Consider the following 23,938-nt stretch of genomic DNA (forward strand, 5'->3'; position numbering starts at 1 on the left):
TCGCGCGTCGCCATCATGCTACGTCGGTCTGCGCGAAATCGGGCAGCGCCGCGATGCGGGCGAGGTGATGATCGGTATCGCCGAGTGTCGTCTCGATGATCGACAGCCGTTTGAACAGGTGCGCGGCGGCCACCTCGTTGGTCACGCCCATGCCGCCGTGCAGCTGGACCGCCTGCTGGCCGACGAAGCGTGCGGCCGACCCGACCCGCGCCTTCGCGGCCGACACGGCCTTGCGCCGCGCATCGGCGTCGCCGTTCGCGTAGCGCACCGCCGCGAGATAGGTCAGCGAACGCGCCTGCTCGGCATGGATCAGCATGTCGACCATTCGGTGCTGCAGCGCCTGAAAACGCGCGATCGGCACGCCGAACTGCTCGCGCGTCTTCGTGTATTCGACCGTCGCGCGATTGAGTTCGTCGAGCGCGCCGACCGCTTCCGCGCACAGCAGGAAAGTCGCGTAATCGGCAATCTGCTCGAGTGCCGCCGCGTCGCGCGCGCCACCCGTCAGCAATCGGGCCGGCGTGTCGTCGAAGGAGATCGTCGCGGCACGCTGGCCATCGATGGTCCGGTAGTCGACCACCTTCGTGTTCGCTGCATCGTGTTCGACGACAAAGAGGCCGATGCCGCCGCCGTCGACCCGCGCAGGCACGATCCACGCATGCGCCTGGGCGCCGTGCTGAACCACCGACTTCGCGCCGGTCAGCCGGTACGTGCCGCCCTGCTCGCGCGCATGCGTGTCGAGTGCGTACAGGTCGTAGCGCGCTCGCGGTTCGTGGAACGCGACCGCCACGCGCTTGTGCCCCTGCGCGACCGCCTCCAGCAACGCGGCATCTTCGCCTGCGCCGGAGCCGGCGATCCGCAACGCCTCGACGCCGACTGCCGTGGCCCAGTACGGCTCGATCACGAGTGCGCGGCCGAGCTCCTGCATCACGACCAGCATGTCGACCGGGCCGCCGCCGAAGCCGCCCTGCGCGTCCGGCACGGGCAACGCGGTCAACCCGAGTTCGGTGAATGCGCTCCATTGCGCGTCCGATACGCCGGCATCGCTGCGCACGATCGCCTGGCGCGCTTCGAAACCGTATTGCTCGCCGAGATACCGGCGCAGCGCGTCGGCGAACTGCTGCTGCTCATCGGTAAAGCTGAAATCCATGGTTGTCTCCGTTCCCTGATCACAGCCCCAGAATCATCTGCGCGATGATGTTCTTCTGGATCTCGTTCGAACCGCCGTAGATCGACGTCTTCCGGTAATTGAAGTAGTACGCGGCGAGCGGCGCCGCATCGTCGTCGCCCGCGATGCTGTGCTCGCGCTCGCCGTCGAGGAACGGCACGTCGAACGGTGCGGCCAGCGGACCGATCGCCTCGACCATCAGCTCGGTGAGCGCCTGCTGCACCTCGGTGCCCTTGATCTTCAGCATCGATGCTTCGGGGCCGGGCCCCTTGCCGCTCGTCTCGCGGCTGACGACGCGCAGCACCGTCACCTCGAGCGCCATCAGCTCGACTTCGAGCGCCGCGACCTTCGCGGCGAACACGGGATCGGCGAGCAGCGGCTTGCCGTTCTTGCGCTGGTTCGATGCGACACGCTTCAGGAACGCGAGCTCCCGCTTCGACGCACCGACGCGCGCGATGCCGGTGCGCTCGTGGCCCAGCAGGTATTTCGCGTAGGTCCAGCCGCGGTTCTCGTCGCCGACGAGGTTCTCGACCGGCACCTTCACGTCCTCGAAGAACACCTCGTTGACCTCGTGGTCTTCGTCGAGCATCACGATCGGACGCACCGTGATGCCGGGCGTCTTCATGTCGATCAGCAGGAACGAGATACCCTCCTGCTTCTTCGCGGCCGGATCGGTGCGCACGAGGCAGAACATCATGTCGGCGTACTGGCCGAGCGTGGTCCAGGTCTTCTGGCCGTTGACGACGTAGTGATCGCCGTGGCGCTCGGCGCGCGTGCGCAGCGACGCGAGGTCGGATCCGGAACCCGGCTCCGAGTAACCCTGACACCACCAGTCCGAGCCGTCGAGAATACGCGGCAGATAGTGGCGCTTCTGCGCTTCGCTGCCGTATTTCATCAAAACCGGCGCGACCATCGACACCCCGAACGGCAGCACGGTCGGCGCACCGATCCGCGCGCATTCCTCGTCCCAGATGTGTCGCTGCGTCGCGTTCCAGCCCGGGCCGCCATATTCGACCGGCCATGCGGGTGCGGACCAGCCTCGCTGGCCGAGAATCCGGTGCCAGCTCGCGAAATCCTCGCGGTCGAGTCGTTTGTGATCGAGTACCTTGGCGCGCAGAGCATGAGGCAGGTGGGCCTCGAGCCAGGCGCGGACGTCAACGCGGAACGCGTCGTCGGCAGGGGAATAGTCCAGATCCATGCGCAGTGTCTCCTGACCGCGGCCGTCCGGCCCGGCCAGGACTCACTGCATACGTCATTGCAGCGGTTCTTTCAGCGCGGCAGGAATCGGCAGCGGCATCACGTCGATGCCTTCTTCGACCAAGGATTGCGCGTCTTCCGGCGTCGTGACGCCACGAATGCTGCGTGCGGGCGCCTCGTTGTAATGGATGCGCCGCGCTTCCTCGGCGAAGCGCTCGCCCACGTTCTCGGTCTTCTCCAGCACCTCGCGCAGCGCGCGCATCACCTGCGCCTGCAGCGCACGCGGATCGGCCGGCCGGGCCTGCGTCGCCCCCGACAGATTCAGGCGCGGCGCCGACGGCAGACGGTTGACCTCGGTCGTCCCGCACACCGGACATTCGACCAGCTTGCGGGACAACTGCGCTTCGAATTCATCGGCGGAAGCGAACCAGCCTTCGAACCGATGACCGTGCGGACACTGTAAATCGAGGACCTTCATGCTGAATCAGGGCGTGTGACGAGTGTAGCGCAAAAAACGATTTTGTGAACGATCGTGCTAAATCCCGATCGCGCGGCACGGGTGCGCCGCGTCACCAGATTGTAACGCGGTGCCCCGCTCGCCGCTGACGCTGCACTCAGGGCGTGACGACCGGGCCGAGCGGCCACGTGCCGGACAGCACCTTGTCGAGCCACATCGTGCCGATGATCGTCTTCACGTCGGAGATCTGGCCCGTGCGCACCCATTCCTGCAGGTCGGCCAGCGTCGCGGTGAAGGTTTCGAGGAATTCGCCTTCGTCGAGCTTGCGCTCGCCGGCCGTCAGCCCGCGCGCGAGGTACAGGTCGATGAATTCGGTCGAATAGGAAATGATCGGGTGAATGCGGGCGAGGAACACGTATTCGCGTGCCGTGTAGCCGGTTTCCTCGCGCAGTTCGCGCACCGCGCACGCGAGCGCGCCTTCGTTCGGGTCGAGCTTGCCGGCCGGGAATTCGGCCATCACCTTGCCGATCGGATAGCGATACTGGCTTTCCATCAATACGCGGCCGTCGTCGAACAGCGGGATCACCATCACCGCGCCCGGGTGCTGCACGTACTCGCGCGTGGCCTTCTTGCCGTCCGGCAGACGGACGGTATCGCGCTTGAGCTTGAGGAACGCGCCGTCGAAGATTGCCTCGCTCTCGAGGCAGGTTTCGGTCAGTGCGGCGTCGTGATTGGGTAGTTCGGCCATCGGCGGCTCCTGGATGAGCACGACGGACGGCCGAAGCCGTCAGCGTCGTTTGACGAGATACTGGAACGTGAAGCCGGGAAACGCGAACACGACGAACAGACTGAACGTGATCGCGTAAAACTGCCAGCCCTGTTCGAAGCGGTTGCCGGCGCGCGACTCGAGCCAGAAGCCGAGCGCGCCGACGATGAAGTACAGCACGATCAGCTCGCCGATCCGCACCCACGCGTTCTTCTTCGTCGCGCCGAACGGCACGACGGCGAAGAGGCGTTGGTTCAGGAACGGCAGGTTGGCGCAGACGAGCGCCAACAGCACGATGAACCAGCCGGCTGCCGACATTACAGCGGCAGCGTGTGACGGATTGCCTGCAGGCAGGCGGTCAGCAGCGGGCTCGGGATCAGGCCGAGCACGACGACCGCCAGGCCGTTCAGCACGAGGATCGTGCGCTTGCAGAAGTCGCCCGAGATCGGCGTCGAATCCTGCGGCGCATCGAAGTACATCAGCTTCACGATGCGCAGGTAGTAGAACGCGCCGAACAACGACGTGATCACGGCCAGCACGGCCAGCCACGTGAGGCCCGCGTTGACGGTCGCCTCGAGCACGGCCAGCTTCGCGTAGAAGCCGACGGTCGGCGGGATGCCGGCCAGCGAGAACATCATGACCATCATCACGAACGCGAACACCGGGCTGCGCTTGTTGAGGCCCTTGAAGTCGTCGATCGTTTCCGCTTCGAAATCGCGGCGCGCGAGCAGCATCACCACGCCGAACGAGCCGAGCGTCGTGATCAGGTAGACGATCGCGTAGAACATCGCCGAGCTGTAGGCGTTCGCCGGTGCCGCCGCGTCGCCCTTCACGATGCCCGCGAGCAGGCCGAGCAGCACGAAGCCCATGTTCGAGATCGCCGAGTACGCGAGCATCCGCTTGATGTTGCGCTGGACGATACCGGTGATGTTACCGACGATCAGCGACAGCGCGGCCAGGATCACGAGCGCGGTCTGCCAGTTCTGCGCGAGCGGCAGCAGGCCCATCACCAGGAAGCGCAGGCCCCACGCGAACGCGGCAACCTTCGGGCCGCCGCCGACGAACAGCGTCATCGCGGTCGGTGCGCCCTGGTAGACGTCCGGCACCCACATGTGGAACGGTACGGCGCCGAGCTTGAACGCGATACCGGCGACGATGAAGATCACGCCGAACATCAGCACGGCCGCGTCGGTGTTGCCGCCGACCGCCTTGTACACTTCGCCGAGCTCGAGCGAGCCGGTCGCGCCGTAGAGCATCGAGATGCCGTACAGCACGAAGCCCGACGCGAGCGCGCCCAGCACGTAGTACTTCATCGCGGCTTCGCTCGACTGCGCGGCATCGCGACGCAGCGCGATGACCGCATACAGCGACAGCGACATCAGTTCGAGACCGAGGTACAGCGTCAGGAAGTTGTTGCCCGACACCATGACCAGCTGACCGAGCAGCGAGAACATGCCGAGCAGGAACACGTCGCCGCGGAACATGTCGCGGTCTTCGAGGTACTTGCGCGAATAGACGAGCGAGACCGCGAAACCGAACGACACGACCGCCTTCATCATGCTCGCGAACGAGTCGACGACGACCATCTTCGAGAAGAAGTAGTACTGGTGCGGGTCGAGCGCCTGGACCGCGAACCACACGCCGGCGACGACCGACGAGACGACCGCGATCAGATAGGTCAGGCGGCGGCCGGAAGCACCGGTAAAGGTGTCGTTCAGCCATGCGACGACGATGGCGGCCATCACCAGCGCGTCAGGCAACAGGACATTCATAGGAGCGTTCATGATCTTGATTTCCTCCGCTCGCGATTACTGGGCCAGCGGCAGCTTCGACTGCGCGACGTGGGAGAGGAGGTTTTCGACGGAAACGTGCATCACGTCGGTGAAAGGCTTCGGATACAAGCCCATCAGCAGCGTGAACGCGGCGAGCACGGCCAGCATCAGGAATTCGCGACGGCCGATGTCCTTCAGCTTGGCAACGTGATCGTTCGCGACCGCGCCGAAATACACGCGCTTGTACATCCACAGCGTGTAGGCCGCGCCGAGGATCAGCGTGAATGCCGCGCCGAATGCGATCCAGAAGTTGTACTGGACGGCCGCGAGAATCACCATGAACTCGCCGACGAAACCCGACGTACCCGGCAGGCCGCAGTTGGCCATCGAGAACAGCATCGCGAATGCCGCGAACTTCGGCATCACGTTGACGACGCCACCGTAATCGGCGATCTGGCGCGAGTGCACGCGGTCGTACAGCACGCCGATGCAGAGGAACATCGCGCCCGACACGAAGCCGTGCGAGATCATCTGGATGATCGCGCCTTCGACGCCGAGCTGGTTGAAGATGAAGAAGCCGAGCGTGACGAAGCCCATGTGCGCGATCGACGAATACGCGACCAGCTTCTTCATGTCGGCCTGCACCATCGCGACGAGGCCGATGTAGATCACCGCGATCAGCGACAGCGTGATCACGACGGGTGCCAGGAAGTGGCTCGCGTCAGGCGTGATCGGCAGCGAGAAGCGCAGGAAACCGTACGCGCCGAGCTTCAGCATGATCGCGGCCAGCACGACCGAGCCGCCCGTCGGCGCTTCCACGTGCGCGTCCGGCAGCCACGTGTGCACCGGCCACATCGGCACCTTCACCGCGAACGCGAGGAAGAACGCAATGAACAGCAGGATCTGTGGCGTCATCGCGATCTTCGCGTTCTGCCACGTCGCGAGGTCGAACGAGTGCGTTTCCGTGTACAGGTAGATCAGCGCGACCAGCATCAGCAGCGAGCCGGCCAGCGTGTACAGGAAGAACTTGAACGCCGCATACACGCGGTTCGGGCCGCCCCACACGCCGATGATGATGTACATCGGGATCAGGGTCGCCTCGAAGAACACGTAGAACAGCAGGCCGTCGGCCGCCGAGAACACGCCGATCATGATCCCGGACAGGATCAGGAACGCCGCGAGGTACTGTGCGACGTTCTCGGTGATCACTTCCCACGCGGCGATCACGACGATCACGGTGATCAGCGCGGTCAGCACGACGAACCACATCGAGATGCCGTCGACGCCGAGGTGATACGCAATGTCGAAGCGTTCGATCCAGGTCGACTTCTCGACGAACTGCAGCGCAGCCGTGCTCGAGTCGAAGCCCGTGATCAGCGGGATCGTGACCGCGAGGCCGAGCAGCGCACCGATCAGCGCAACCCAGCGGGCCGTCCCCGGATTTTTGTCGTTACCTACCGCAAGCACGAGGAGGCCGAAAACGATCGGCAGCCAGATCGCGGTACTGAGAATCGGAAAAGCGTGCATTAGTTGTCCCCCCGCCTTATTTGCCGCCGAGCGTTACAAACAGGGTCAGGAGCCCCAGCATGCCGATGATCATGGCGAACGCGTAGTGATAGATGTAACCGGATTGGAGGAAGCGGATCACGCCGGCGAACCAGCCGATGAACCGGGCGCTGCCGTTGACGAGGCCGTCGATCACGACGACGTCGCCCTCCTTCCACAGGCCGCGGCCGATCGCCACCGAACCGCGGGCGAACACCACTTCGTTGATCTTGTCCATGTAGTACTTGTTGTCCAGCAGCGTGTAGATCGGGCCGAACGCGCGGCGGATCGACGCCGGCAGCTCCGGACGCTTCAAGTACAGGAACCACGCGACGACGACACCGGCGAGCGCCAGCCACACCGGCAGGCCCGACACCGAGTGCAGGCCCATGCCGACCCAGCCGTGGAACTCTTCGGCCATCTCGGCCAGCGCCGGATGGTTTTCGCCGATGAAGATCACCTTGTCGAATGCGACGCCGTGCTGGAAGAAATCGCCGAACAGCATCGGGCTGATCGCGATCGCGCCGATGATCACCGACGGGATCGCCAGCAGGACCAGCGGCACCCACACGACCCACGGGGTCTCGTGCGGCTCGTGCGCGTGGTCGTCATGACCGTGGCCATGGCCGTGGTCGTCGTGGCCGTGCGCGGCCGCCATGCCCATCGGCGATTCCGGATGCTTCGGCTTGCGGAAGCGCTCTTCGCCGTGGAACACCAGGAAGTACATGCGGAACGAGTACAGCGCCGTGACGAACACGCTCGCGACGACCGCGAAGTACGCGAAGCCCGAACCCGGCAGGTGCGACAGCTTCACCGCGTCGATGATCGAGTCCTTCGAGTAGAAGCCCGAGAAGAACGGCGTACCGATCAGCGCGAGCGAGCCGACGAGCGACGTGATCCACGTGATCGGCATGTACTTGCGCAGGCCGCCCATGTTGCGCATGTCCTGGTCGTGGTGCATGCCCATGATCACCGAGCCGGCGCCGAGGAACAGCAGCGCCTTGAAGAACGCGTGCGTCATCAGGTGGAACACGGCGACCGGGTAAGCGGACACGCCGAGCGCGACGGTCATGTAGCCGAGCTGCGACAGCGTCGAGTACGCCACCACGCGCTTGATGTCGTTCTGGACGATGCCGAGGAAGCCCATGAAGAGCGCCGTGATCGCGCCGATCACCGTGATGAAGGACAGCGCGGTATCCGACAGCTCGAACAGCGGCGACATGCGCGAGACCATGAAGATGCCGGCCGTGACCATCGTCGCCGCGTGAATCAGCGCCGAGATCGGGGTCGGGCCTTCCATCGAGTCCGGCAGCCACACGTGCAGCGGGAACTGCGCCGACTTACCCATCGCGCCGATGAACAGGCAGATACAGGCAACGGTCAGCAGGCCCCAGTCGGTGCCCGGGAAGTGCAGGCTCGCGAGTTCCGCGCGCTTCGCGAACACTTCGCCGTAGTTCATCGAGCCGGCGAACGCGAGCAGCAGGCCGATGCCGAGCAGGAAGCCGAAGTCGCCCACGCGGTTCACGAGGAACGCCTTCATGTTCGCGTAGATCGCGCTCTCACGCGTGAAGTAGAAACCGATCAGCAGGTACGACACCAGACCCACCGCTTCCCAGCCGAAGAACAGCTGCAGGAAGTTGTTGCTCATCACGAGCATCAGCATCGAGAACGTGAACAGCGAGATGTACGAGAAGAAGCGCTGGTAGCCGTCCTCTTCCGCCATGTAGCCGATCGTGTACACGTGCACCATCAGCGAGACGAAGGTCACGACGACCATCATCATCGCGGTCAGCGAATCGACGAGGAAGCCGACTTCGAGCTTCAGCGAGCCGACGTTCATCCATTCGTAGACGGTCGCGTTGAAGCTCGCACCGCCCATCACGTCGAAGAAGACTTTCGCCGACAGGAGGAACGCGATCAATACGCCGAGGATCGTGATCCGGTGTGCGCCCTTGCGCCCGACTGCGTTCCCGAACAGCCCCGCAATCAGCGAGCCGGCCAGCGGAGCGAGCGGAATCGCCAGCAGCAGGTTTTCATTGAGTGTCGTTGACATAACAGCGTTGCCTGAAATTAACCTTTGAGCTGATCGAGATCCTCGACATTGATCGTGTCGAGCTTACGGAACAGGGTCACCAGAATCGCGAGACCGATCGCGGCTTCCGCTGCGGCGACGGTCAGCACGAAGAACACGAAGATCTGGCCGTGCACGTCACCCAGATAGTGCGAGAACGCGACGAAGTTGGTGTTCACCGCCAGCAGCATCAGTTCGATCGACATCAGGATGATGATGACGTTGCGGCGGTTCAGGAAAATCCCGACGATCGCGATCGCGAACAGGATCGCGCCGAGCACAAGGTAGTGAGCAAGAGTCAGCATGGTTTTCTTTTCCTCCGCTTAGCCGTTGGTGCCCGAACCGGCTTCGCTTTGCGCCGCTTCCGGCTGCGGCTTGTCCGCTTCCATCTTCACGAGGCGCACGCGGTCGTTGCGGCGCACCTTGACCTGATCCGACACACGCTGGCGCTTGCTGTCCTTGCCCTTGCGCTCGGTCAGCCCGATCGCGGCGATGATCGCGACCAGCAGCACGAGGCCGGCGATTTCGAACGCGAAGATGTAGTCGGTGTAGATCACCTTGCCGATCAGGCGCGTGTTCGACCAGTTGGCCATCTCGCCCGTCGCCATCGCATGCACGGTGTGCGTGTCGCCGTAACCGCGCCACAGGATCAGCGCGGTTTCGATCACGATGATCGCGCCGACCACGGTGGCCATCGGTACGAAGCGCTTGAAATCGCGGCGCAGGTAGTCGATGTTGATGTCCAGCATCATCACGACGAACAGGAACAGCACCATCACCGCGCCCACGTAGACCAGCACCAGCAGGATCGCGAGGAACTCCGCCTCCAGCAGCATCCAGATCGCGGCGGCGTTGAAGAACGCCAGCACAAGGAAAAGCGCAGACGCCACCGGGTTGCGCGAAGTGATCACCTTCAGCCCTGATACCACCAGGAGCAGCGCGAAGATGTAGAACAGTACGGTCGTGAATTCCATGATTACCGGTTCATCGTTAGGCCATAGTCAGGCGCGGCTTGCGGGACGCCCGCACCCGTCGCGGCGGCTCGGCCCGTTCATGCCGGGCCGGCACTGCAAACACAATCAACGATACGGCGCGTCGGCAGCCTTCGCCGCGGCGATGTCCTTCTCGTAGCGGTCGCCCACCGCGAGCAGCATATCCTTCGTGAAATACAGGTCGCCGCGCTTTTCGCCGTGGTACTCGAGAATCTGCGTCTCGACGATCGAATCGACCGGGCAGCTCTCTTCGCAGAAACCGCAGAAGATGCACTTCGTCAGGTCGATGTCGTAGCGCGTCGTGCGGCGCGTGTTGTCCGCGCGCGTTTCCGATTCGATCGTGATCGCCAGCGCGGGGCACACGGCCTCGCACAGCTTGCACGCGATGCAGCGCTCTTCGCCGTTCTCATAGCGGCGCAGCGCGTGCAGCCCGCGGAAACGCGGCGAAATCGGGGTCTTCTCTTCCGGGAACTGCACGGTGAACTTGCGCTTGAACGTGTAACGACCGGTCAGCGCGAGCCCCTTCAGCAGCTCGGTCAGGAAGAAAGTCTTAAAGAAGTGTTGGATAGCCGTCATGATTTCGTCCTTACTTCACCCAGATGTTCAGCGGCGACATCATCCAGCAGCCGACCACGACCACCCAGATCACCGTGACCGGCAGGAACACCTTCCAGCCCAGACGCATGATCTGGTCGTAACGGAAGCGCGGGAACGTCGCGCGCACCCAGATGAACACCGACAGCAGTGCGAAGACCTTCAGCACCAGCCAGAAGATGCCCGGGATGAACGACAGGAATTCGAACGGGGCGTCCCAGCCGCCGAGGAACAGCGTCGCAGCCAGCGCCGAGATCACGATCATGTTGATGTACTCGGCGAGGAAGAACAGCGCGAACGCCATCCCCGAGTAATCGATCATGTGACCCGCGACGATCTCCGACTCCCCTTCCACCACGTCGAACGGGTGACGGTTCGTTTCGGCGATGCCCGAGATGAAGTAGACGACGAACGCCGGCAGCAGCGGCAGCCAGTTCCACGACAGGAAGTTCACGCCGTGGCCGGCGAAGAAGCCGTGCTGTTGCGAGCCGACGATTTCCGACAGGTTCAGGCTGCCGGCCGTCATCAGCACCAGCACCAGTGCGAAGCCCATCGAGATTTCGTACGACACCATCTGTGCCGCGGCGCGCATCGCACCGAGGAACGCGTACTTCGAGTTCGACGCCCAGCCGGCGAGAATCACCGCGTACACGCCGATCGACGAGATCGCCATCGCGTACAGCAGGCCCGCGTTCACGTTCGCGAGCACGGCTTCGGCCTGGAACGGGATCACCGCCCACACGGCGAACGCCGGCACGACGGTCATGATCGGCGCGATCAGGTACAGCCAGCGGCTGGCGGCGGTCGGCTGGATGACTTCCTTCAGCAGCAGCTTCAGCACGTCGGCGATCGGCTGCAGCAGGCCGCCGGGGCCGACGCGGTTCGGGCCGAGACGTACGTGCATCCAGCCGATCAGCTTGCGTTCCCACAGAATCAGGTACGCGACGCACAGCAGGATGACGACGGAGACGACGAGGATGCGCACGGCTGCCCACACCGTCGGCCACGCGAAGCCGAGAAGCTGGGCCCCGCCCGCGTTGATCGTATCGAACAAGCTCATTTACGCCTTCTCCACCACCAGTTCACCGGACAGGCTGCCGAGCGCTGCGCCGGCAGGCGTCGCCGCCGACACGCGAACGACCGTCTCCGCAAGATTCGCGTCGCGCACGGCCGGCAACTGCACCGCACGCTCGCCCTGGCGCACGCGCACCGCGTCGCCCTCCTTCAAGCCCAGCTTGTCGAACAGCGCGGCCGGCAGGGCTGCGACGTTCGCCGCCTTCGCGGCGGCCGTCAGGTGCAGCGCACCTGCTCGGCGCACGAGTGCGTCGGCGTGATAGATCGGCACATCGGCCAGGCGCTCGAAACCGCCGTTCGCGGCGTTCGCCGCGGCACGGGCCGGCGCGACCGACGTCTGGTTCGACAGGCGACCCGCGACGCCGGCGTCGCCGAGCGCGGCGACACGCACTTCTTCCGCGGTCTCGTATTCGAAGTTCGGCAGGCCGAGCAGGCTGCCGAGCACGCGCAGCACCTTCCACGCCGGACGCGTGTCGCCGAGCGGGCGCACGACGCCGTTGAAGCTCTGCACGGTGCCTTCCGCGTTGACGAACGTACCGGCCGTTTCGGTGAACGGCGCAACCGGCAGCAGCACGTCGGCGTAGTCGAGGCCGTGCTTGAACGGCGACATCACGACGACCATCTCCGCCTGGTTCAGCGCGGCCAGTGCCTGCGCCGGGTCGGCCGTATCGAATTCCGGTTCGACGTTCAGCAGCACGTAGCCCTTGCGCGGCTGCGCGAACGCTTCGCGTGCGTTCAGGCCACCTTCGCCCGGCAGTGCGCCGACCACGTGCGCGCCGACCGTGTTCGCCGCTTCCGTCAGGAAGCCGAACGTGGCGCCGGTGTTGTCAGCGATCCACTGGGCGACGGCGTGCAGCTTCGCGAATTGCGGATGACGGACCGCGACGTTGCCGAGCAGCACCGCGCGGCGTTCGCCGTTCGCGAGCGACTGCGCGACAGCCTGGGCGGCCGGCGATGCCGTGACGCCCGCGAGCGCGTCGGGCAGCGCGACGCCGCGCAGTTGCGCGACGGCCGCGGCGATGCCGGCCAGCTCGTCGAGCCATGCGGACGGCGCGGCGACGATGCGTTGCGCGGTCGGGATCAGCGAATCGTCGCCGGTCGCGTGCAGGAAGTGCAGCTTCGCACCGTTCTTCGCAGCCTGACGCAGGCGCGATGCGAACAGCGGGTGGTCGCGGCGCAGGAACGACCCGACGACGAACGCGGCGTCCACGTTCGACAGATCGGCGATCGGCATGCCGAGCCACGGCGCGCCCTGGACCGGTGCCGAGAAATCCTGCTGACGCAGACGGAAGTCGACGTTCGGCGTTTTCAGTTCGTTGGCGAGCTGCTTCACGAGGAACAGCTCTTCGGCCGTGCTGTGCGCGCTCGCGAGCATCGCCAGCGCGTTCGCGCCGTGATCCGCGGCGATGCCCTTCAGGCCCTTCGCGACGTATTCGAGCGCGGTCTGCCAGTCGGTCTCGATCCACTGGCCGCCCTGCTTCAGCATCGGCTTCGTCAGGCGCTCTTCACTGTTGAGGCCTTCATACGAGAAGCGGTCCTTGTCCGAGATCCAGCATTCGTTGATCGCTTCGTTCTCGAACGGCAGCACGCGCATCACGCGGTTGTTCTTCACCTGCACGACGAGGTTCGCGCCGACGGAATCGTGCGGGCTCACCGACTTGCGACGCGACAGTTCCCAGGTACGGGCGCTGTAGCGGAACGGCTTGCTGGTCAGCGCGCCGACCGGGCACAGGTCGATCATGTTGCCCGACATTTCGGAGTCGACCGTCTTGCCGACGAACGTCGTGATTTCCGAATGCTCGCCGCGGCCCAGCATGCCGAACTCCATCACGCCGGCGATTTCCTGGCCGAAGCGGACGCAGCGCGTGCAGTGGATGCAGCGCGACATTTCTTCCATCGAGATCAGCGGGCCCACGTTCTTGTGGAACACCACGCGCTTTTCTTCCGAGTAGCGCGACGACGACTTGCCGTAGCCGACCGCCAGATCCTGCAGCTGGCATTCGCCGCCCTGATCGCAGATCGGGCAATCGAGCGGGTGATTGATGAGGAGGAATTCCATCACCGACTGCTGCGCCTTCACAGCCTTGTCGGACTGCGTGCGGACGATCATGCCGGCCGACACGGGGGTCGCGCAGGCAGGCACGGCCTTCGGCATCTTCTCGACTTCGACGAGACACATCCGGCAGTTGGCCGCAACCGACAGTTTCTTGTGATAGCAGAAGTGAGGAATGTACGTATCCGCCTTGTGCGCAGCCTGGATCACCATGCTGCCTTCGGGCACCTCGACCTTCTTGCCGTCTATTTCAAGTTCAACCATGATGGTGAATGGTCCTTAACCTATTTCCGCCCGTTCGCGCCTTCGCCCGACCGTGCGCTCAAATTCCGCAACCGGGTGCGCTTCAGGCTGCCGCCGCGTGCGCGTGGCCGCCGACCATGCAGTGCTTGTGCTCGACGTGGTACGCGAATTCGTCCCAGTAGTGCTTCAGCATCCCGCGTACCGGCATCGCCGCCGCATCGCCGAGCGCACAGATCGTGCGGCCCATGATGTTCTCGGCCACCGAGTTCAGCAGGTCCAGATCTTCCTGGCGGCCTTCGCCGTGCTCGATACGGTTCACGACGCGATACAGCCAGCCGGTGCCTTCACGGCACGGCGTGCACTGACCGCACGATTCCTCGTAGTAGAAGTACGACAGGCGCAGCAGCGAGCGCACCATGCAGCGCGTCTCGTCCATCACGATCACCGCGCCGGAACCGAGCATCGAGCCCGCCTTCGCGATCGAGTCGTAGTCGAGATCGGTCTGCATCATGATGTCGCCCGGGATCACCGGCGCCGACGAACCGCCCGGAATCACGGCCTTGATCTTCTTGCCGCCGCGCATCCCGCCGGCGAGCTCCATCAGCGTCGCGAACGGCGTGCCGAGCGGCACCTCGTAGTTGCCCGGGCGCTCGACGTCGCCCGACACCGAGAAAATCTTCGTGCCGCCGTTGTTCGGCTTGCCGATCTCGAGGTAATTCTGCGGCCCGATGGACAGCAGGAACGGCACCGCGGCGAACGTCTCGGTGTTGTTGATCGTGGTCGGCTTGCCGTACACGCCGAAGCTCGCCGGGAACGGCGGCTTGAAGCGCGGCTGGCCCTTCTTGCCTTCGAGCGACTCGAGCAGCGCCGTTTCCTCGCCGCAGATGTACGCACCGTAACCGTGGTGCGCGTGCAGCTGGAACGAGAATTCCGAGCCCATGATGTTGTCGCCGAGGAACCCGGCGGCGCGTGCCTCATCGAGCGCGGCTTCGAAGCGTCGATACACTTCGAAGATTTCGCCGTGGATGTAGTTGTAGCCGACGGTGATGCCCATCGCGTACGCGCCGATGGCCATGCCTTCGATCAGCGCATGCGGGTTCCAGCGCAGGATGTCGCGATCCTTGAACGTGCCCGGCTCGCCTTCGTCCGAGTTGCAGACGAGGTACTTCTGCCCCGGGAACTGGCGCGGCATGAAGCTCCACTTCAGGCCGGTCGGGAAGCCCGCACCGCCGCGACCGCGCAGGCCCGACGCCTTCACGTCGGCGATCACCTGCTCGGGCGGAATCTTTTCTTCGAGAATGCGGCGCAGCTGCTTGTAGCCGCCGCGCGCAACGTAGTCTTCGAGGTGCCAGTTCTCGCCGTTCAGACCAGCGAGGATCAGCGGTTTGATGTGACGGTCGTGGAGGGACGTCATTTCGAGAGCTCCTCAAGCAGCTGGTCGATCTTCTCGCGGCTCATGAAGCTGCACATTCTGTGATTGTTCACCAGCAGCACCGGCGCATCGCCGCACGAGCCCATGCATTCGCCTTCCTTCAGCGTGAACTTGCCGTCGGGCGTGGTCTCGCCGAAGCCGATGCCCAGCTTCTGTTTCAGGTAGTCGGCAGTCGCTTCCGCGCCGCCGTGCGGGCCGAGCTGGCACGGCAGGTTCGTGCAGAGCGTGATCTTGTGCTTGCCGACCGGTTTGAGCTCGTACATCGTGTAGAACGTCGCGACTTCCTGCACGGCAACGGCCGGCATGCCGAGATAGTCCGCAACGAACTGCATCAGTTCGGGCGACAGCCAGCCGTGCTCTTCTTGAGCCACGGCCAACGCCGACATCACGGCGGACTGTTTCTGATCGGCGGGATACTTCGTCAACGCTCGATCGATTTCCTTCAGGCCTTCAGCTGAGATCATTTTCAGACACGACTCTTTCAATTCCTACCGAACGAACAACCTGCCGCACACTGGGGTGCATGGACGGCAGACCTGGCGCTCACTCTGTTGACAGCTTGCGAAGCCGCGCCGGTTCAGCGCGCATCGCGTGTGACTTACTGCTCGCCGCCCGCGCTCGCGGGCGGCGCAACCATTAGCGATCGATTTCGCCGAACACGATGTCCTGCGTACCGATGATCGTGACGGCGTCGGCGATCATGTGACCGCGCGCCATTTCGTCGAGCGACGCCAGGTGCGCGAAACCCGGTGCGCGAATCTTGAGGCGATACGGCTTGTTGGCGCCGTCCGACACGAGGTAGATGCCGAATTCACCCTTCGGATGCTCGACCGCCGCGTACGCTTCGCCTTCCGGCACATGGAAACCTTCGGTGAAGAGCTTGAAGTGGTGAATCAAGTCTTCCATGTTGGTCTTCATGCCGACGCGCGACGGCGGGGCAACCTTGTGATTGTCCGTCATCACCGGGCCCGGATTCTTGCGGAGCCACTCAATACACTGTTTCGCGATGCGGATCGACTGGCGCATTTCTTCGACGCGCACCAGATAGCGGTCGTAGCAATCGCCGTTCACGCCGACCGGCACGTCGAAATCCATCCGATCGTACACTTCGTAGGGCTGCTTCTTGCGCAGGTCCCACGCGATGCCCGAGCCGCGCAGCATCGGGCCCGTCAGGCCCATCTGCAGCGCACGTTCCGGGCTCACCACGCCGATCCCGACCAGACGCTGTTTCCAGATCCGGTTGTCGGTCAGCAGCGTTTCGTATTCGTCGACGCACTTCGGGAAGCGCGTGAAGAAATCGTCGATGAAGTCGAGCACCGAACCACTGCGCGCTTCGTTCATCTTCGCGAGCGCCTTCTCGTTGCGAATCTTCGACGCCTTGTATTGCGGCATTGCGTCAGGCAGATCGCGATAGACGCCGCCCGGACGATAGTAGGCCGCGTGCATCCGGGCGCCGGACACCGCTTCGTACACGTCCATCAGGTCTTCGCGCTCGCGGAACGCGTACAGGAACACGGCCATCGCGCCGACGTCGAGTGCGTGCGCGCCGATCCACATCAGGTGGTTCAGCACGCGCGTGATTTCGTCGAACAGCACGCGGATGTACTGCGCGCGCTCCGGCACTTCGATGCCGAGCAGCTTTTCGATCGCGAGCACGTAGCCGTGCTCGTTGACCATCATCGACACGTAGTCGAGACGGTCCATGTACGGCACGGACTGGATGAAGGTCTTGGATTCCGCGAGCTTTTCCGTCGCGCGGTGCAGCAGGCCGATGTGCGGATCGGCACGCTGGATGACTTCGCCGTCGAGCTCGAGCACGAGGCGCAGCACGCCGTGCGCTGCCGGGTGCTGCGGGCCGAAGTTGAGCGTGTAGTTCTTGATTTCTGCCATGACGCCCCCTTAATGTTTCAGACCGCCATAGCGATCCTCGCGGATCACGCGCGGCGTGATTTCGCGCGGCTCGATCGTCACCGGCTGGTACACGACCCGCTTCTCTTCCGGGTCGTAACGCATTTCGACGTAGCCCGACACCGGGAAGTCCTTGCGGAACGGGTGACCGATGAAGCCGTAGTCGGTGAGGATGCGGCGCAGGTCGGGGTGGCCTTCGAACACGATGCCGTACAGGTCGAACGCTTCGCGCTCGTACCAGTTCGCCGAGGTCCAGATGTCGACCAGCGACGCCACGATCGGCAGATCGTCGTCCGGCGCGAATGCGCGCAGGCGCAGGCGCCAGTTGTTCGTGACCGACAGCAGGTGCGACACGGCCGCGAAGCGCGGGCCGTCGTAGGCGCCGTCGCCGAAGGTCTGGTAGTCGACGCCGCAGAGGTCGATCAGTTGCTCGAAACGGAGCTTCGGATCGTCGCGCAGCGTCTTTGCGACTTCGAGGTAATCGCTCGCCTTCACGACGAGCGTCAGTTCACCGATCGCTTCGGTGAGGCTCACCACGCGCGCGCCGAGCGCGGCTTCGAGGTTTGCCTTGAGGGTCTCGATTTTGCTTGCCATATTGAGGGGACGCTCGGGGCTTTATTGACGGGCGATGGTATTGGTGCGGCGGATCTTCGCCTGAAGCTGGATCACGCCGTAGACCAGCGCCTCGGCCGTGGGCGGACAGCCCGGCACGTAGACGTCGACCGGCACGATCCGGTCGCAGCCGCGGACCACCGAGTACGAGTAGTGGTAGTAACCACCCCCGTTTGCGCACGACCCCATCGAGATCACCCAGCGCGGCTCGGCCATCTGGTCGTACACGCGGCGCAGCGCGGGCGCCATCTTGTTGCACAGCGTGCCGGCCACGATCATCACGTCCGACTGACGCGGGCTCGGACGGAACACGACGCCGAACCGGTCCAGATCGTAACGGGCCGCGCCCGCATGCATCATCTCGACGGCGCAACACGCGAGCCCGAACGTCATCGGCCACAGCGAGCCGGTACGCGTCCAGTTGATCAGCTTGTCAGCCGTCGTGGTGACAAACCCTTCCTTCAAGACCCCTTCGATACTCATTTGCTTTCCACTCCAGACGAGCGACCGAGCGTGGCCGCCCATGCAAACCGGCGATTAACCCATCACTCCCAGTCGAGGCCGCCTTTCTTCCAGATATAGGCAAAGCCCAGCAGGAATTCGAGCAGAAAAATCATCATTGCGATGAAACCCGGCCAGCCGATGTCCCGGAGCGCGACGCCCCACGGAAACAGGAATGCGGTTTCGAGATCGAAGATGATGAACAGGATGGCGACGAGGTAATACCGAACGTCGAATTTCATCCGGGCGTCTTCAAAGGCTTCGAAGCCGCACTCGTACGGTGCGTTCTTCTCGACGTCCGGCTTGTTGGGACCAAGGAGCTTGCCGATGCTGACCAGCGCTATACCTAAACCAGTGCCCACGAGGAGGAACAACAAGACGGGGTAATAGGCTGCGAGGTTCAAGGCAATCCTCTATCGGTTGGTTCTGAGCGTCCGGAGAATACCACTTCCGGCGGAAGGAATCATTTCGGAGTACAGGCGATCGCAAGACAACCGCAAGCACACCCCAGAAATGAAAAATGCCAGCCACTAGAAGCGGCTGGCATTGAGTAACTTTGGTGCCGACGGCGAGACTCGAACTCGCACAGCTTTCGCCACTACCCCCTCAAGATAGCGTGTCTACCAATTTCACCACGTCGGCACTGCATGCAACTCGGGTTGTGCTGCTCGTTTCCCGCGAATCGCTTCAAGAATTAAATTCTAACCCGAGTTCCAGATTTGTTCAACGCACAAACGCAAAAAATTTAACTTTTTATTTCGGGACATCCTGGCCCGGCGCGCTTGCGGCGGAACCGGCGGCAGCGGACGCCGCGACGGCCGGTGCCGACGCTGCAGGCGCCGATGCCGGCGCGGTCACGGCCGTGCCGAGCACGCCCGCCGACGGCGTCGACTTGTACGAACCGAGGTACGTCAGTGCGAGCGTCGCGACGAAGAAGATCGTCGCGAGAATGCCCGTCGTACGCGACAGGAAGTTCGCCGAGCCCGTCGCACCGAACAGGCTGCCCGACGCGCCGCTGCCGAACGCGGCGCCCATGTCGGCCCCCTTGCCGTGCTGCAGCAGCACGAGCCCAATCACACCGAGTGCAGACAGCACCTGCACCACAATAATCAGCGTCTTGAATAACAGCATCACACCCACCCGATTGGATCGGGCGACCGGACCGACCGGCCGCCGTCATGGTTCAATTCGATCTCGGACCGCTCAACGCGCGGCCCGGCAGATCGCCAGGAAATCTTCCGCCTTCAGCGACGCGCCGCCGATCAGGCCGCCGTCGATGTCCGGCTGCGCGAACAGCTCTTCCGCGTTGTCCGGCTTCACGCTGCCGCCGTACAGCACGGACACGTCCGCCGCACCCTTTGCCGCAAGACGCGTACGCAGGAACGCGTGCACGTCCTGCGCCTGCGCCGACGTCGCGCTCTTGCCCGTGCCGATCGCCCAGACCGGCTCGTACGCGACGACGATGCGCGCGGCCTCGTCAGCCGTCAGCACGGCCAGCACCGCGTCGAGCTGCGCACCGACGACCTGCTCGGTCGCACCCGACTCGCGCTCGTCGAGCGTCTCGCCGACGCACACGACCGGCGTGAGGCCCGCCGCGAGCGCGCGCTGCGTCTTCGCCGCGACCGTCTCGCTGCTTTCGCCGTGATACGCGCGACGCTCCGAATGGCCGACGATCGCGTACCGCGCGCCGAACTCCGCCACCATCGCGGCCGCCACTTCGCCGGTGAACGCGCCTTGCTCGTGCGCGGACACGTCCTGCGCACCGAACGCGACACGGCCACCGCCGAGTTGCGCCTGAACCTGCGCGAGATACGGGAACGGCACGCACACGCCAATCGACGTTTCAGCCGCCACCGCGCCCGCACCCTGCACCACTTCGTTCAGCAGCGCCTGGTTGCCGGCCAGCCGGCCGTGCATCTTCCAGTTGCCGATCACTCGCTTTGTTCGTTGTTTCGACATCGTGTCCGTCTCGTCACTATCTTGTCATTAACGTGCCGGAACCCGGCCGTCAGGTTGGATCTGGCGAAGCAAACCCGCGATTTTACTGCGCGGGGCTTGAACCGGTCAAACCGCGCATGTCAAGCCCGCCGCACGGGGCGTCAGGCGTTCGACCCCCAATCGAGCACGATCTTGCCGGTATGCTCGCTGCTTTCCATCAGCGCATGCGCCTGCGCGGCGTCCGCGGCGGGCAACACGCGATAGATCACCGGCTTGATGCGGCCGTCGGCGAGCAGCGGCCATACGCGCGCCTTCAGCTGCGCGGCGATACGGGCCTTGAATTCGACCGGGCGCGGGCGCAGCGTCGAACCGGTGATCGTCAGCCGGCGGCGCAGGATCTCGCCGAGGTTGACGTCGGCCTTCGCGCCGCCGAGCAGCGCGATCAGCACGAGACGGCCGCCGTCCGCGAGCGCGGACAGCTCGCGCGGCACGTACGAGCCCGCCACCATGTCGAGGATCACGTCGACGCCGCGATCGTGCGTCAGCGACTTCACGACTTCGACGAAGTCTTCGGTCTTGTAGTTGATCGCGCGCTCGGCGCCGAGCGCCTCGCACGCACGGCACTTGTCGGCGGTGCCGGCCGTCGCGAACACGCGAAAACCGAGCGCATGCGCGATCTGGATCGCCGTCACGCCGATGCCGCTGGAGCCGCCCTGCACGAGCAGCGTCTCGTGCTCGCCGCCCTCGCCCGCGCCGAGCTGCGCACGGTCGAACACGTTGCTCCACACGGTGAAAAACGTTTCGGGCAGCGACGCGGCCTCGATATCGGTGAGGCCGCCCGGCACCGGCAGGCACTGCGGCAGCGGCGCGACCGCATATTCGGCATAGCCGCCGCCCGCGAGCAACGCGCACACGCGGTCGCCGAGCTTCAGGCCGAACGGGTTCAGCGCCGCATCGGACAGATCGCCGCCGACGATCTCGCCCGCGACCTCGAGGCCCGGCAGATCCGACGCACCCGGCGGCGGCGCATAGGCGCCCTTGCGCTGGAACACGTCGGGCCGGTTCACGCCGGAAGCCGCCACCTTGATCAGCACCTCGCCGCGCTTCGGTTCGGGGCGCGGACGCTCCGCGAGCTTCAGCACGTCGGGGGCGCCGAATTCGGTGATTTCGATGGCTTTCATGGTGAAAATCGCTCCAGGATCGGAATCGGATGGCACGGCCGCGCGCACGGCGTGGACGCCTCGCCGGCGCTGCTGCGCCGCACAACGATGCTACAGAAAAAACGGCCGGCACGCTTTCGCACTGCCGGCCGTTGATCCGCCTGTCCGCTTACTGCTGCGGCGGCGTATCCGACTGCGCTGCAGCCGCTGCTTCATTCAGCAGCGCCTTGGCCGACAGACGCACGCGACCCTTCTCGTCCGTCTGGATCACCTTGACCTTCACCTGCTGACCTTCCTTCAGGTAGTCGTTGATGTCCTTCACGCGCTCGTTGACGATTTCCGAGATGTGCAGCAGGCCGTCCTTGCCCGGCAGCAGGTTCACGATCGCGCCGAAATCGAGCAGCTTGAGCACCGTGCCTTCGTACACCTGGCCGACTTCGATCTCGGCCGTGATCTGCTCGATGCGCTTCTTCGCTTCGGCCATGCCGTCGCTGCTCGTGCTCGCGATCGTCACGACGCCGTCATCCGAGATGTCGATGGTCGTGCCCGTTTCTTCCGTCAGCGCGCGGATCACCGAACCGCCCTTGCCGATCACGTCGCGGATCTTTTCCGGATTGATCTTGATGGTGATCATGCGCGGCGCGAATTCCGACAGTTGCGTGTTCGCACCCGACACCGCCGAGGTCATCTTGCCGAGGATGTGCATGCGGCCTTCCTTCGCCTGCGCGAGCGCGACCTGCATGATTTCCTTCGTGATGCCCTGGATCTTGATGTCCATCTGCAGCGCCGTCACGCCTTGCTCGGTGCCGGCCACCTTGAAGTCCATGTCGCCGAGGTGGTCTTCGTCGCCGAGGATGTCGGTCAGCACCGCGAACTTGTTGCCTTCGAGGATCAGGCCCATCGCGATACCCGCGACGTGCGCCTTCATCGGCACGCCGGCGTCCATCAGCGCGAGGCAGCCGCCGCACACCGATGCCATCGACGACGAACCGTTCGATTCGGTGATTTCCGACACGACGCGGATCGAGTAGCCGAATTCGTCGGCGCTCGGCAGGCACTTGACCAGCGCGCGCTTGGCCAGCCGGCCGTGGCCGATTTCGCGGCGCTTCGGCGAACCGACGCGGCCCGTTTCGCCGGTCGCGAACGGGGGCATGTTGTAGTGAAGCATGAAGCGCTCGCGGTATTCGCCTTCGAGCGCGTCGATGATCTGCTCGTCACCCTTCGTGCCGAGCGTCGCGACGACCAGCGCCTGCGTCTCGCCGCGCGTGAACAGCGCCGAGCCGTGGGTACGCGGCAGCACGCCGGTGCGGATTTCGATCGGGCGCACGGTGCGCGTGTCGCGGCCGTCGATGCGCGGCTCGCCGTTCAGGATCTGCGAGCGGACGATCTTCGCTTCGATGTCGAACAGGATATTGCCGACGGTGGCCTTGTCGGCCGCGACCGTGCCGGCCGCCAGCGCGTCTTCCTCGAGCTTCGCCGAGGTCGCCGCGTAGACTTCCTTCAGCTTCGCCGAACGTGCCTGCTTGTCGCGCAGCTGGTAAGCGGCGAGCAGATCGTTCTGCGCCAGCTCGGTCACGCGTGCGATCAGCGCCTCGTTCTTCGGCGCCGGCTGCCAGTCCCACTCGGGCTTGCCGCCGTCGCGCACCAGTTCGTGGATCGCGTCGATCGCGATCTGCATCTGCTCGTGGCCGAACACCACCGCGCCCAGCATCACGTCTTCCGACAGTTGATCGGCTTCCGATTCGACCATCAGCACGGCGCGCTCGGTACCCGCGACGACGAGGTCGAGGCTCGATGCCTTGATCTGGTCACGCGTCGGGTTCAGCACGTACGCGTTGTCGATGTACGCGACGCGTGCGGCGCCGACCGGGCCGTTGAACGGCAGGCCCGACACGGCGAGCGCAGCCGATGCGCCGATCAGCGCGGGGATGTCCGCCGGGATTTCCGGGTTCACGGACAGCACGTGGATCACGACCTGGACTTCGTTGTAGAAGCCTTCCGGGAACAGCGGGCGCAGCGGACGGTCGATCAGGCGCGACGTCAGCGTCTCGTGCTCCGACGGACGGCCTTCGCGGCGGAAGAAGCCGCCCGGGATCTTGCCGGCCGAATAGGTCTTCTCGAGGTAGTCGACGGTCAGCGGGAAGAAGTCCTGACCCGGCTTCGCCGACTTCGCGCCGACGACGGTCGCGAGCACGACGGTGTCTTCGACGTCGACGATCACGGCGCCGCTCGCCTGGCGAGCGACTTCACCGGTTTCGAGGCGCACCTTGTGCTGGCCCCACTGGAATTCCTTCACGACCTTGTTGAACATGGACATGGTTGCTCCTTTGTATTCATGCATTTCATTCGCCGCGCCGGCGATCCCGCGCGGCGGCGTCCCGACCGAATCACCCGGAGCAAGGTGTGTTTTTTATGCCATTCCAGCGCGGCGCTCAGGCAGCGACGCGCTGGAATGACA

23 protein-coding genes and 1 tRNA gene are annotated in these 23,938 nt (G+C 64.5%); all 24 read right to left on the reverse strand.

Translation table 11 applies throughout. The features are described 5' to 3' along the window. Positions 1–13 precede the first annotated feature (13 nt). Positions 14–1,147 (reverse strand): acyl-CoA dehydrogenase family protein, encoded by a 1,134-nt coding sequence (locus KU887_RS12000; RefSeq protein WP_006497000.1) that lies wholly within the window; start codon positions 1,145–1,147, stop codon positions 14–16. A 19-nt stretch (positions 1,148–1,166) separates the two neighbouring features. Continuing rightward, on the reverse strand, positions 1,167–2,363 hold the full coding sequence (locus KU887_RS12005) for an acyl-CoA dehydrogenase family protein (protein WP_006484866.1): 1,197 nt from the start codon (positions 2,361–2,363) through the stop codon (positions 1,167–1,169). Between the two features lie 54 nt (positions 2,364–2,417). Further along, positions 2,418–2,840 carry a DUF1178 family protein gene (locus tag KU887_RS12010; RefSeq protein WP_006484892.1) on the reverse strand — a complete coding sequence of 141 codons (423 nt, stop codon included), beginning with the start codon at positions 2,838–2,840 and terminating at the stop codon, positions 2,418–2,420. Between the two features lie 136 nt (positions 2,841–2,976). Continuing rightward, positions 2,977–3,567 (reverse strand): NUDIX domain-containing protein, encoded by a 591-nt coding sequence (locus tag KU887_RS12015; protein WP_006484889.1) that lies wholly within the window; start codon positions 3,565–3,567, stop codon positions 2,977–2,979. Positions 3,568–3,606: 39 nt separating this feature from the next. Beyond that, entirely contained in the window at positions 3,607–3,903 is a 297-nt protein-coding gene (locus tag KU887_RS12020; RefSeq protein WP_006484867.1) for a DUF2818 family protein, read from the reverse strand. Beyond that, positions 3,903–5,357 (reverse strand): NADH-quinone oxidoreductase subunit NuoN, encoded by a 1,455-nt coding sequence (gene nuoN / locus KU887_RS12025; RefSeq protein WP_171983970.1) that lies wholly within the window; start codon positions 5,355–5,357, stop codon positions 3,903–3,905. The genes KU887_RS12020 and nuoN overlap by 1 nt, the downstream gene beginning before the upstream one ends. A 36-nt stretch (positions 5,358–5,393) precedes the next feature. Beyond that, positions 5,394–6,884: an NADH-quinone oxidoreductase subunit M gene (locus tag KU887_RS12030; RefSeq protein WP_006484881.1), complete on the reverse strand. Its 1,491-nt coding sequence runs from the start codon at positions 6,882–6,884 to the stop codon at positions 5,394–5,396. A gap of 16 nt (positions 6,885–6,900) precedes the next feature. Further along, positions 6,901–8,955 (reverse strand): NADH-quinone oxidoreductase subunit L, encoded by a 2,055-nt coding sequence (gene nuoL, locus KU887_RS12035; protein WP_006478273.1) that lies wholly within the window; start codon positions 8,953–8,955, stop codon positions 6,901–6,903. A gap of 17 nt (positions 8,956–8,972) precedes the next feature. Then, complete coding sequence (gene nuoK / locus KU887_RS12040) at positions 8,973–9,278, reverse strand: NADH-quinone oxidoreductase subunit NuoK (RefSeq protein ID WP_006478272.1); 306 nt, start codon at positions 9,276–9,278, stop codon at positions 8,973–8,975. A gap of 18 nt (positions 9,279–9,296) precedes the next feature. Further along, positions 9,297–9,947: an NADH-quinone oxidoreductase subunit J gene (locus KU887_RS12045; protein ID WP_006484877.1), complete on the reverse strand. Its 651-nt coding sequence runs from the start codon at positions 9,945–9,947 to the stop codon at positions 9,297–9,299. Positions 9,948–10,052: 105 nt separating this feature from the next. After that, a complete protein-coding gene (gene nuoI / locus KU887_RS12050) occupies positions 10,053–10,541 on the reverse strand; it encodes an NADH-quinone oxidoreductase subunit NuoI (RefSeq protein ID WP_006484869.1) in 489 nt (162 codons plus the stop codon). Positions 10,542–10,551: 10 nt separating this feature from the next. Then, positions 10,552–11,619 carry an NADH-quinone oxidoreductase subunit NuoH gene (nuoH, locus tag KU887_RS12055; protein ID WP_258250075.1) on the reverse strand — a complete coding sequence of 356 codons (1,068 nt, stop codon included), beginning with the start codon at positions 11,617–11,619 and terminating at the stop codon, positions 10,552–10,554. Next, positions 11,620–13,950: an NADH-quinone oxidoreductase subunit NuoG gene (gene nuoG, locus KU887_RS12060; RefSeq protein WP_006497003.1), complete on the reverse strand. Its 2,331-nt coding sequence runs from the start codon at positions 13,948–13,950 to the stop codon at positions 11,620–11,622. Between the two features lie 82 nt (positions 13,951–14,032). Continuing rightward, positions 14,033–15,343, reverse strand: a complete 1,311-nt coding sequence (nuoF, locus tag KU887_RS12065; protein ID WP_006478267.1) for an NADH-quinone oxidoreductase subunit NuoF — start codon at positions 15,341–15,343, stop codon at positions 14,033–14,035. Further along, the gene (nuoE, locus tag KU887_RS12070; protein ID WP_006478266.1) at positions 15,340–15,825 is read right to left on the reverse strand and encodes an NADH-quinone oxidoreductase subunit NuoE; all 486 of its coding nucleotides are present in this window, start codon (positions 15,823–15,825) and stop codon (positions 15,340–15,342) included. Before nuoE ends, nuoF begins: the two co-directional genes overlap by 4 nt. A 172-nt stretch (positions 15,826–15,997) precedes the next feature. Further along, positions 15,998–17,251, reverse strand: coding sequence for an NADH-quinone oxidoreductase subunit D (locus KU887_RS12075; protein ID WP_006478265.1), 1,254 nt, complete (start codon positions 17,249–17,251; stop codon positions 15,998–16,000). Positions 17,252–17,260: 9 nt separating this feature from the next. Further along, complete coding sequence (locus KU887_RS12080; protein WP_006478264.1) at positions 17,261–17,863, reverse strand: NADH-quinone oxidoreductase subunit C; 603 nt, start codon at positions 17,861–17,863, stop codon at positions 17,261–17,263. 21 nt (positions 17,864–17,884) lie between these two features. Beyond that, positions 17,885–18,364 (reverse strand): NADH-quinone oxidoreductase subunit B family protein, encoded by a 480-nt coding sequence (locus KU887_RS12085; protein ID WP_006398799.1) that lies wholly within the window; start codon positions 18,362–18,364, stop codon positions 17,885–17,887. Between the two features lie 62 nt (positions 18,365–18,426). Then, a complete protein-coding gene (locus KU887_RS12090) occupies positions 18,427–18,786 on the reverse strand; it encodes an NADH-quinone oxidoreductase subunit A (RefSeq protein WP_006398798.1) in 360 nt (119 codons plus the stop codon). 153 nt (positions 18,787–18,939) lie between these two features. Further along, positions 18,940–19,024 (reverse strand) — tRNA-Leu (locus KU887_RS12095). A gap of 111 nt (positions 19,025–19,135) precedes the next feature. Continuing rightward, positions 19,136–19,513, reverse strand: a complete 378-nt coding sequence (secG, locus tag KU887_RS12100; RefSeq protein ID WP_034201508.1) for a preprotein translocase subunit SecG — start codon at positions 19,511–19,513, stop codon at positions 19,136–19,138. 72 nt (positions 19,514–19,585) lie between these two features. Continuing rightward, positions 19,586–20,341, reverse strand: coding sequence for a triose-phosphate isomerase (gene tpiA, locus KU887_RS12105; RefSeq protein ID WP_006484882.1), 756 nt, complete (start codon positions 20,339–20,341; stop codon positions 19,586–19,588). A gap of 140 nt (positions 20,342–20,481) precedes the next feature. After that, positions 20,482–21,501: an NAD(P)H-quinone oxidoreductase gene (locus KU887_RS12110; protein WP_012492734.1), complete on the reverse strand. Its 1,020-nt coding sequence runs from the start codon at positions 21,499–21,501 to the stop codon at positions 20,482–20,484. A 148-nt stretch (positions 21,502–21,649) separates the two neighbouring features. Further along, a complete protein-coding gene (pnp, locus tag KU887_RS12115; protein WP_034178497.1) occupies positions 21,650–23,797 on the reverse strand; it encodes a polyribonucleotide nucleotidyltransferase in 2,148 nt (715 codons plus the stop codon). Between the last annotated feature and the right edge of the window lie 141 nt (positions 23,798–23,938).

Origin of the sequence: Burkholderia sp. EMB26, from assembly GCF_024730645.1 — a bacterium.
In the GTDB taxonomy this organism is placed as follows: Bacteria; Pseudomonadota; Gammaproteobacteria; order Burkholderiales; family Burkholderiaceae; genus Burkholderia; species Burkholderia cenocepacia.